Below are 8732 nucleotides of genomic sequence, written 5' to 3'. Positions count from 1 at the left end.
GTAGCGTGTGTGATATTCATACTATAGAATATCTATTACGTAGAGGTGTGAACACACCAAAGCGACTTCAAGTTCTTTGAAGCACTTAAAAAAGGAGCCTAAGCTCCTTAAGGGGAAATTTATTTACCCCTTTGTTCTAATGTAGCGATAACTTTATTGATTCTTTCTAAAGTTTTATCCTTGCCCAAAATTTGAATGATATAATAAAGATTTGGACAAACTCCTCTACCAGATAATGCTATTCTTAAGAAGCCTGTAACATCACCAACGTGTCCCTTATAGGCTTCTTTATTCTTCTTCCATACCTTAACATTATCTGCAAATCCATGAGCTAAAGATAACTCCTTCATAGAATTAAACCAAGACTCCTCATCTAAGGATAGATCAATAGAATTTGCATAATCTAAAAGTACACTCTTAATATCCTCTTTAGAGAATTGAGGATTCCACTCAAGATTATTTAAGTCTAGCTTGTTATATTCCTCATCATAGAAGAATCCAATAATAGGATAAATATCAGAATATTTAGCATAATCCTTTCTAGGTTTTTCCTTTTCACGCTCAATATTTAAAATCTTAGTGAAGAATTCCTCATCACGAACAATTTTATTATAGAAATCCAGACTATAGGTCTTTGCCCATTCCTTAACCTCTTCCTTTAAATCAGAAGCCTTACGGTATGCCATTCTTTCTTTTGAAATAGATGCAACCTTCTCTAAATCAAATAATGCACCATCAAGACTCATCTTATCAAAAGATAATTTGAAATCATAGAAATCTTTATCTAGATTTTGATTTCTCCATTCCTCATAATTGGAGTTTGCAATAGTAAGTAAATATTCAATAAATCCATACTTAGGGTAGCCCTGCTCAAGGAAGTAAGAAACTGCAGCCTCTACATCCTTTCTCTTTGAAAGTTTTCTTCTATTTCCATTTTCCACCTTCATAATTACAGGGAAATGTGCATATTTTGGTCTTTCAAAGCCCATTGCATCAAATAATTCTAGATGGATAGGTAAGGATGGTAACCATTCCTCGCCTCTAGTGATATGGGTTGTATGCATAAAATGATCGTCACATAAATGTGCAAAATGATATGTAGGAAGTCCATCTCCCTTTAAAATGACAATATCCTGATCATTTTCTGTAAGCTCTAAATCTCCTCGAATTTCATCATGGAATTTAATCTTATTGTTGTGATCTCCTAAGGATTTAAAACGAATGATATAAGGATCTCCTGCCTTAATTTTAGCAATGGCATCATCTATCGGGAAATCTCTATATTTTGCATATTTTCCATAATAACCTGGAATTTCCTTATTTGCTTCTTGCATAGCTCTTAGCTCAGCTAATTCCTCAGCACTACAAAAGCATGGGTATGCTCTTCCCATCTTCATTAAATGCTTAATACATGTCTTATAAATATTCGCACGATTCGATTGCTTATATGGACCATAATTTCCCTTTTCCTCGCTATCGGATATATAGCCTTCATCCGGAATAACATCAAATACAGCAAGCTGCTTAATTAGGGATTCACCAGAACCTGCAATTTCTCTTTTGGTATCGGTATCCTCAAGTCTTATATAGAATACTCCACCACTTTGCTTCGCATAGCGTGCACTAATTAAGGAAGTAAATAAGCTTCCTGTATGTAAAAAGCCTGTTGGAGATGGTGCAAATCTTGTAACCATAGCCCCTAAAGGTAAATCTCTTTTTGGATATCTCTTCTCTAAATCCTCCACAGTATCTGTAATTTCTGGGAAGATCAATTCAGCTAAATCATTATAATTAGCCATTCTAACACCTCAATTCTTTCCTATTATATAGGAAAAGGCCCCCTTTTTCAAGTGAAAAAGAGAGCCTATTCTTTTTATATATTATAGATGAACTGGCATACATCAACTTCTACTATTTTTGTTTCATTATTTCTTATTACTGTAAAATATAAAGTATCATCTAAGGACAAGCTTAAAGAATTCAACCATAAATTTACATCATTATCTGTAGAGACTGTATAAGTAATATCCTCTTTAGATGCATCACTATAATCTACCTTTATTTCCTTAACAATATCCGATTTTTGTAATTCTTTACCTGTATAGGTAGAATTTGAATTTACATCGGATACATAATACACATAATTTACATTCTTATTCCAGCCACTACCTGTAGTGTAATATCCTAATGTAATTGTAAAACCATATTCATAATCACCTTTAATATATCCACTACTCCAAACCTTATTCGCTGTATCATATTGTGCAGTTTCTAAGATTTCTTCAATCGGTGGTGTTACATAATTCGATGGAATCGCAAAGCTTAAACCCTCAATACCTGCAGCGCTATATTTTGCATTAACAATACCAATTAAAGCACCAGCTGTATTGAATAATCCTCCACCAGAGTTACCCGAATTGATAGCAACATCCGTTTGAATTAAGGTTTGATATTCATATGTGCTCGTTTGAACAACACGGTTTACATAGGATACTACTCCACTAGATACCGACCCAGGTAATGTACCAAGTGGGTTACCAATAGCAACCACAGTTGAGCCAAGCTTTAAGGTATTCGAATCACTATAAAGGGAAGCATAGGTTAAATCTTTCTTTTCAATTGATAAAACGGCTAAATCGTAATCCTCATATCCACCTACATAATATGCAGGATAGGTTTCTTGATTCGATAAGGTAACCTCAAAATTTGTATACCCCTCAATAACATGAAAACACGTTACGATATAACTAAATCCTAAGGTCTCATCATAAGAGAATAGAACACCAGACCCAGCAGATGCTCCATATACGCTCGTGGCAGAAATAGAGACTACAGAATCATAAACCATCTCTACTGTCTCCTCAACTGAGGTCTTAGTGCTTGCCTCATCTAAAGTATTTACCTTGGCATTTGTTGATGCATAAACTGGTGTATATAATAAATTCTTTTCATTTGAGCTAGAAGCCTCACCATTTCCACTTACCGCATTGGTAGGATAAATCGTTCCATTGTTTTCGATTACGCTATAGCCAATCCCGCAGGATGTTAATGAAAATACACTCATTAAGGATGTAATTCCTAATATATATTTTTTCCTCATAAATACCCCTCTTTTCAAATACAACCCTATTATAATACCGAATTATGTGAAAAATTTGGGAACATTATTTCAAAATATAAAGAAAAGGACTGCCCGAAGGTAGTCCAACCTCTTACTTAAAATAACGATCTAATAAGCCCTTTAATGCTTTACCATGACGAGCTTCATCTCTTGCCATTTCATGAACAGTATCATGAATTGCATCAAGGTTATACTTCTTTGCAAGCTTTGCAAGATCTGTCTTACCCTGAGTAGCACCAAACTCACATTCTACTCTCCATGCAAGGTTCTTCTTTGTAGAATCTGTCATGTTAGGCTCTAAATCAGAACCTAGTAATTCAGCAAACTTAGATGCATGCTCAGCCTCTTCGAATGCTGCCTTTTCCCAATATAAGCCAGCCTCAGGATAGCCCTCTCTATGAGCAATTCTTGCCATACATAAATACATACCAACCTCAGAGCATTCGCCATGGAAATTAGAAACTAATTGATCAAAGATTTCCTTCTTAACATCATCAGGAATATCCTTATTATTCTTAACCGTCTTAGCATAAACACCAAATTCATGCTCTGCAGCTAAAGGCATTTCACCTTGTACTTCCATAAATGCACTTGCAGGTGCCTTACATACAGGGCACTTGAAATCAGCAGGAAGTGAATCGCCTTCATAGACATATCCACAAACCTTACAAACAAACTTCTTCATTTTTTTGTCCTCTTTTCTTATATGTTTTTACAGTTCTTACAGTATCCGAAAAACGTTAAATCACAATCTTCTACTTGAAAATCCTTAAGCTCTTTGGGGATTTTTATAGCATCGCTTTGCTTTAAATCATAAATAGATTTACAGCCCAAGCAAACGAAATGATAATGCTTTTCTTTTACTATTTCATAAATTAAAGAATCTCCTAATTTTAATTTTCTTACCTGTCCATCCTCAATCATGATTGAAAGGCTTCGGTAAATTGTTGCTAGGGAAACATTAGAATTATTCTTACTCATATATGCAATTAACTCTTCTGATGTCGTATGACCCAAAGCTTCAATTGCGCTTAAAATTCTTAATCTTTGAGCAGTGTTTCTTCTTTGCACCAAGCTACCTCCTAAAATTATTATTAAGAATCATTCTTAATTAGATTATAATCCATTTATACAAAAGAGTCAATATGGAACAAGAGAATAACGAGAAAACCCTCATTATTCTAGTAAATTTAAAATATCCTGAGTAGAAAGCTTTATTTGCTTAGTTTGATCTGGTGCAACAACACTTTCTGCAAGCTCACGCTTCATTTCCTGAAGCTTAATAACCTTCTCTTCAATGGTATCCTTACAAATTAATTTAATTACAGATACATTCTTTGTTTGACCGAGTCTATAAGCTCTATCTGTAGCTTGAAGCTCTGCAGATGAATTCCACCATGGATCCATATGAATAACCATATCTGCACCAGTTAAATTTAGTCCAGTACCACCAGCCTTTAAGGAAATAATGAATACCTTAATATCTGTATTGGAATTAAATTCTTGTACCATATCCATTCTCATCTTCGCTTTCGTTGTACCATCTAAGATGAAATGCTTAATATCCATTTTATCTAATTCTCTAGATAAAATAGGAAAGCCTTGGGCAAATTGAGAGAATACTAATATTCTATGTCCACCTTCGATACTCGAGCGTATTAAATCTGCAGCTAGATTAATCTTTGTATTTTCAAATTGCTCCTGAAGGATTAATTCTGGAGTAATACAAATCTGACGTAATCTTGTTAATAAGGCTAATATATTATTTCCACCAGCCTTAATATCCTCTTTTAATTTTAATACATAGGAATCATAAATGCCTCTTTGCTTAGATTCCATCTTGCAATAATAATATTCTTCTGTTTTATCTGGTAGGTCGCTTAATACATCCTTCTTTGTTCTTCTTAGAATGAATGGAGCAACTCTCTTCTTTAATGTATCTAATGCTTCAACATCATCATGAGCAATTAAGGATTCATATCTTGATTTAAAATGAGAATAATCCGATAAATATCCTGGCATTAAATAATCAAAGATACTCCATAAATCCGCTAAGCCATTTTCAATTGGCGTACCCGTTAATGCAAAATTCATATCGCTCTTTAAGGATTTAATCGCTTCGCTCTTCTGCGCAAATTGATTTTTAATGAATTGTGCCTCATCTGCAATGACAAAACGGAATTCCACCTGATATAAGGATACATCTCTTCTTAAGGAATCATAGGATGTAATGTATAAGGCTCTCTTGTTTTGATCTATAGATTTAATAATATTTTCTCTTTCCTCTTGAGTGCCTAAAATCAAGGAATAAGGACAATCTAAGTGCCACTTATCGCATTCGTTTTCCCAGTTATAAACCAAAGACATCGGACATACAATTAAGCTTGGCTTATTTAAATGATCACTCGAAAGGAAGCTAATTACCTCTAGGGTTTTACCAAGACCCATATCGTCTGCTAAAATACCTCCAAAATTGAAGCTAGCTAATGTTTTTAGCCATTTGAAGGCATCCATTTGGTATTCTCTTAAATCCTTCTTTATATTCTCATTTAAATCATAATTCGCCTTCTTATAATTTTGAAGCTTCTTAATCATTTTTACAACCTCATCATCCATAGATAGGTTGGTATCCTGACCAGATACAAGCTTTAATAAATAATTTAAAGGCTTTCTTACAGGCTTAGATAATTCATTAATCGAAATATTGAAATCCTCTAAGAAATCATCGATTTCCTTTGTAGCCTCTTCCGTAATTTCAAGTATTGTATTATCCTTAAGCTTAATAAATTTCTTCTTTTGATGATAAGCCTTTAATAATGCCTGAAGCTCCTCAGGTGTTAAATCCTCATTTTCAAATTTGAAATCAAGTAATCCAACATCATAGGATACAGAAATTGCAGTTCTTTTGGTTTTCTTTGCCTTTAAAGTTTTCATTTCCTCATCAAAGAATACCTCACCAAAGGCTTTAATTGGGGATAAGTCACTCGTTAAGAATTTATATTGATCCTCAATAGAGGATAAAACATATGTTTTATTTTCTTTAATCAATCCATAATTCACTACTGTAGTTAAATAACCATCAAGTAATTGCTTGATGTATGGACTATTCCTATCAATTTCCTTACATGCAATCTTTGGCTTTAAAATAACCTTATTGTCTAAATAAGTAAAATAAGAATTTATTTTAATATCAGGTACTGGATATTTCTCATAGAATTCATTATCAATGGTAATACTATTTTTAATTAATGGTAATAAATTAGAAATAAAGGATTCTGAATTTACATCAATAATTAAGGCACCATCTACCTTATATAAACCATCAAAAAGCTTAGCCTCCATACGAGATTTATAGGTATATGTATAAATGAAATCATTATTCATAAAATAAGCATGATTTACACCACTAACAAGTAAGGATGAATCCATTGGTGGTACAATCTTTAAATAATTTGCATCAAGCGCAATTTCAACATCTGTTACTCGATTTACAGTTCTTAATGTAGCCTTTTCTTCACTAATTGTCTTAAAATATAAGCTATTTCCAGCATAGATTTCTAATATTTTTAATAATTGAGATTTACGAATCTCAATAGATTTAATATTCTCTCCATTAACAATATTTCTTAAGAAGGAATAAAAATCCTTTGAAACAGAATCTAGGGATTCATAGGAATGATAAAATTCTAATCTTTGTCCATAGGAATGGAATTCTCCCTTTTCTGTCAATTGAATAAACTGGGCAATATCCTTTACGACATAATCCTTATCATAGCCAATCTTAACAGAAAGTAAATAATCTTTTTCACCCTCTTCAATTACAGGAACTAATCTCACAGAGCCAAAGTAGGTATTTACACTCTTAAGTGAGTTTGATAAAAGCTCCATAATCTCATTATGCTTAATCTCAAGCTTTTTTTGCTCCAGCCTATCCATTTCATCCTCATAAAAATCAGGATCAATAATATATAATCCTATAGCATATAAAGCTACCTCATGAACACAAATATTATTCTTATAGAATTGAACACAACCACAATAGCCCTGCATGATACTATAATCCATAGAAATCTCTAAGCTTGCAGATTTTACTCCCCCGGCTGCATCCAAAAATAATTGGGTAGGTATGAATTCATATCCAGATATTTTCTTCTTTACCTCAACATACATTTCTGGTGATTTCATTGCATTATCTAGATATAGCTTTAAAATGTTATTCCCTTCAAATTTATACAAATAATCGCTCAGTGTCATATTCATGTCTCCTTTTGTGTCAACTCGTAAATTATACCACGTTTTTTGAAAAATTGAATGCTTATGAAACCACTTTTATAAAAATTGTTATTTAAATTACAATAAAATCCCAAAAATAAAAAATAACATCCTATTCTTTATTTTAAAAATCACTTTTGGTATAATTGATATAGCAACAACTTAGGGAGGACGATATTATGGCACTATTCGAATCTGGGGAAGATTATCTTGAAGCAATCTTAATGGTTTCTGAAAGAAAGCCCGAGGTCCATGCAATTGATGTAGTAAATGAGCTTGGCTTTTCAAAGCCTAGCGTATCCATTGCATTAAAAAAATTAAGAGAAAGTGGATATATAACCATTGATGAAAACAATCATCTCCATTTAACAGAAAAGGGAATGAATGTTGCAAATAAAATTTATGAGCGTCATAAAATATTAACTCATATATTAGAAAAGCTTGGTGTAGATAGTGAAAATGCGGAAAAAGATGCATGTAGATTAGAGCATGACCTATCGGATGCGTCTTGGAACGCAATTAAAAGATATTATATAGAAAATTTAAAAAAATAAAACAATAAAGGCCTTTGAAATCATCCAAAGGCCATATTTTTTATTTCTGAGACTTAAATTATTAAGATAGTACCGTTACACAATTTAATACAAGTGTATACTCCTATAACTACTCGATAAATAAGAATTTAGCAAGTTGGCGCCGGTGCTTTAACAACAATAAACTCAAGTGTTTCTAAAGAAGCATTTTTTAAGCTCATTTTTGTATGGAATGGAATTTTTAATACTGTTCCTGCCTGATATTCATGTGTTTCCTGTTCATTCAAAGTCGCTGATAATGTTCCCCGAACAACTGTAATATACACATTTTTTGCATTTGAAAAATGCTCTGGCAGACATTCACCCTTATTCAAAATCATATGCATATAGTGTATATTTTCATCAATAATTACCTTTTCAATTGTTTTTTCATTTCCTTGTGTTAATTTAAAAATTTGTTCAATCATATTTTTCCGTCTCCTTTTCTTTTCATCATGATATGGATCAAAAGTTGTTCCAACTATTTTATGCGATTCATCATTACTTCTTAAAATGAAACAACCATATTTCTTACCTACTAATGCCTAAAGAATTCGATAAGAAAGAAACACACTCTCCCAAAACAATGGGTTGATAACAATTTTTTTTATATTCAAACCATTCTATTCTTTTTTGTATTGAAATAATTCATTTAACAATTCATAAATATTCGTTTTATAACCAACCTTTATTACCAACTACATTGCATAAAAAAGTTGGTAACAAATCAATGAGTTTCCTATAATCGTTAAAAGGTTTATTTTTTT

Annotated in this window: 7 protein-coding genes; 1 reads left to right on the top strand and 6 read right to left on the bottom strand. The window is 32.4% G+C overall.

The window, feature by feature from the left end; translation table 11 throughout:
• Window positions 1-119 precede the first annotated feature (119 nt).
• The 5 genes from gltX to SPJ17_RS08525 all read right to left on the bottom strand — a co-directional run bounded on the left by gltX (window position 120) and on the right by SPJ17_RS08525 (window position 7375).
• Window positions 120-1799 (bottom strand): glutamate--tRNA ligase, encoded by a 1680-nt coding sequence (gltX, locus tag SPJ17_RS08545; RefSeq protein WP_321094757.1) that lies wholly within the window; start codon window positions 1797-1799, stop codon window positions 120-122.
• 74 nt (window positions 1800-1873) lie between these two features.
• Window positions 1874-3100, bottom strand: coding sequence for a trypsin-like peptidase domain-containing protein (locus tag SPJ17_RS08540; RefSeq protein ID WP_321094755.1), 1227 nt, complete (start codon window positions 3098-3100; stop codon window positions 1874-1876).
• 112 nt (window positions 3101-3212) lie between these two features.
• Window positions 3213-3806 (bottom strand): rubredoxin-like domain-containing protein, encoded by a 594-nt coding sequence (locus tag SPJ17_RS08535; RefSeq protein WP_321094753.1) that lies wholly within the window; start codon window positions 3804-3806, stop codon window positions 3213-3215.
• Window positions 3807-3823: 17 nt separating this feature from the next.
• The gene (locus SPJ17_RS08530) at window positions 3824-4192 is read right to left on the bottom strand and encodes a transcriptional repressor (RefSeq protein ID WP_321094751.1); all 369 of its coding nucleotides are present in this window, start codon (window positions 4190-4192) and stop codon (window positions 3824-3826) included.
• A 105-nt stretch (window positions 4193-4297) separates the two neighbouring features.
• Window positions 4298-7375 (bottom strand): DEAD/DEAH box helicase, encoded by a 3078-nt coding sequence (locus SPJ17_RS08525; RefSeq protein ID WP_321094749.1) that lies wholly within the window; start codon window positions 7373-7375, stop codon window positions 4298-4300.
• A gap of 197 nt (window positions 7376-7572) precedes the next feature.
• On the opposite strand from SPJ17_RS08525, the gene SPJ17_RS08520 reads away from it, so the two are divergent.
• Window positions 7573-7947 (top strand): metal-dependent transcriptional regulator, encoded by a 375-nt coding sequence (locus tag SPJ17_RS08520; protein WP_321094747.1) that lies wholly within the window; start codon window positions 7573-7575, stop codon window positions 7945-7947.
• A 128-nt stretch (window positions 7948-8075) separates the two neighbouring features.
• On the opposite strand, the gene SPJ17_RS08515 is transcribed toward SPJ17_RS08520, so the two are convergent.
• Window positions 8076-8393 (bottom strand): cupin domain-containing protein, encoded by a 318-nt coding sequence (locus tag SPJ17_RS08515; RefSeq protein WP_321094745.1) that lies wholly within the window; start codon window positions 8391-8393, stop codon window positions 8076-8078.
• Window positions 8394-8732 lie beyond the last annotated feature (339 nt).

This window comes from Anaeroplasma sp. (assembly GCF_034179385.1).
GTDB lineage: Bacteria > Bacillota_I > Bacilli_A > Acholeplasmatales > Anaeroplasmataceae > Anaeroplasma.
The sequence above is the reverse complement of the archived record's forward strand: the minus strand, read 5'-3'. Positions and strand labels throughout refer to the sequence as shown.